Annotated in this window: 2 protein-coding genes; both read right to left on the bottom strand. The window is 35.8% G+C overall.

What is annotated here, in order from left to right:
• Nucleotides 1–43: 43 nt before the first annotated feature.
• Nucleotides 44–568: a cysteine hydrolase family protein gene (locus KW93_RS13815; RefSeq protein WP_033543621.1), complete on the bottom strand. Its 525-nt coding sequence runs from the start codon at nucleotides 566–568 to the stop codon at nucleotides 44–46.
• A gap of 16 nt (nucleotides 569–584) precedes the next feature.
• Nucleotides 585–1454: an SDR family oxidoreductase gene (locus KW93_RS13820; RefSeq protein ID WP_033543622.1), complete on the bottom strand. Its 870-nt coding sequence runs from the start codon at nucleotides 1452–1454 to the stop codon at nucleotides 585–587.
• Nucleotides 1455–1750: the final 296 nt, after the last annotated feature.

Here is a 1750-nt window from a genome sequence, read left to right on the forward strand (position 1 = left end):
CTGATATGTAAACTTCTATTAATTTATATTTATATGTTTATTATCAGCTAATAAATGAAATTTCTTCATGCGAGTAAACGTCTGCAAACCAGCGTAATACGCCATTGTGATGATTGATTATTTGCTGGGCAGTAAGTTCATCCGTATCCCATGTGCTGTGTGTATCTGAAGCTAAAGTAACTTTATAGTCCATACTAAATGCTCTTCTGCAAGTTGTATCAACACAGGCTTCTGTCTGGATACCTCCAACTACTAAATGTTCAATTCCTTGTTTTTTCAATTCCTCATTTAATGAAGTATTAAGAAATGAATCCGGAGTAGTTTTTTGAACAATTATGTCTTGAGTTTCTGGAGCAATTTCAGGATGTATCTCCCATCCCTTTGCACCAAATTCTAACGGCTTCCCAACTTGGGCATTATGCTGTATATAAAAAATTGGTGTCCCAGCAGAACGGGCTTGTCCAATTAGACTTTTTAAATTTTTTAGCAGCTTGTCCCAGTTATACACCACATTACCTTCTTGAAACATTCCATTTTGAACATCTATAACCATTAATGCTTTCTTCATTAATTCACCCCCTCTTTTACACTTCTACATTATTTCTAAAGTAATTCCCCCAGTGAGGTTGAGAACCATCAACATCCTTAAATCCGTACTCCTCAGAAAGATTCCATGTGCTATAAACTCCACCCGTTTTTACATCTATATTAGGATCAGTGACTAAACACCGTATAGCTTCACCAATATAATATGGGCTTTCAGATGCTCCAAAATGTTGATCTATCTTAGCAGCTTCTTTCCAATTTTCTTCTGTAACTCCAAACTGTTCAAGCATGGCTTCAGAACGTAAAAACCCTGGAGTTACTGCAATACAAGTTATATTGTATTCTTTCAAATCCTGTGCCATTGCTTGTGCCATGTGAATTGCAGAGATTTTAGCCAAACTGTAGTAAAAATTTCCACGTGGCTTATAATCCATTCCATCAGTAATTTCAATAATAATCCCTTGCTTGTTTTCTTTAAATAGAGGGATACTATAATGAGAGGTAATAATATGAGATTGAACAGCCTGCTTTTGCATCTGAAGACCTTTATGTAAGTCGTGTTCCCCTATCGGTTTGCCCCATTCTGTAAGAGGATCTCCACCCCAAATATCGTTAATTAGTATATCTAAAGTTCCGTGTTCCTTTTGTATTTGTTCAAACAAGGCTATTACTTCTGTTTCGACAGTATGGTCTACTTTCACTGGAATCCCAAGGCCTCCAGCTTTCGTTACCAACTCTGCTGTTTCCTCTATCGTTTCTTTTCGCCCCATTGGTGACTGACTATTACTAGTAGTTCTTCCCGTCACATAAACTATTGCTCCAGCTTCACCTAATTTAACTGCTATAGCCCGCCCTGCTCCGCGAGTTCCACCAGCTACTAATGCAATTTTCTTTTTTAATAAAGACACAATTTATCATTCCTTTCGTCAATTTATTAGTATTAATTAAAATATTCTAAAAAAGAACTTACGTTCCCATGATATCATACTGCCCTTTTCTATAATACTTATAATTGGCAAACTGTTTTTTTCTTTTCAAAAGTTTTAGGAAATGAAGTAGATGACATTGTCTGATTTCCCAATGCAAATCTGAACAAATAAGAAAGTTCCAGGATATATTCACGGAATAGCGAGTTATTGTATTTCGGAATTGAAAATCCCCTCTTTTAATTTATAAAGCGTTCGTAAAAGTACACTTTTACGAA

It is taken from the genome of Planococcus sp. CAU13, from assembly GCF_000775575.1.
In the GTDB taxonomy this organism is placed as follows: domain Bacteria; phylum Bacillota; class Bacilli; order Bacillales_A; family Planococcaceae; genus Planococcus.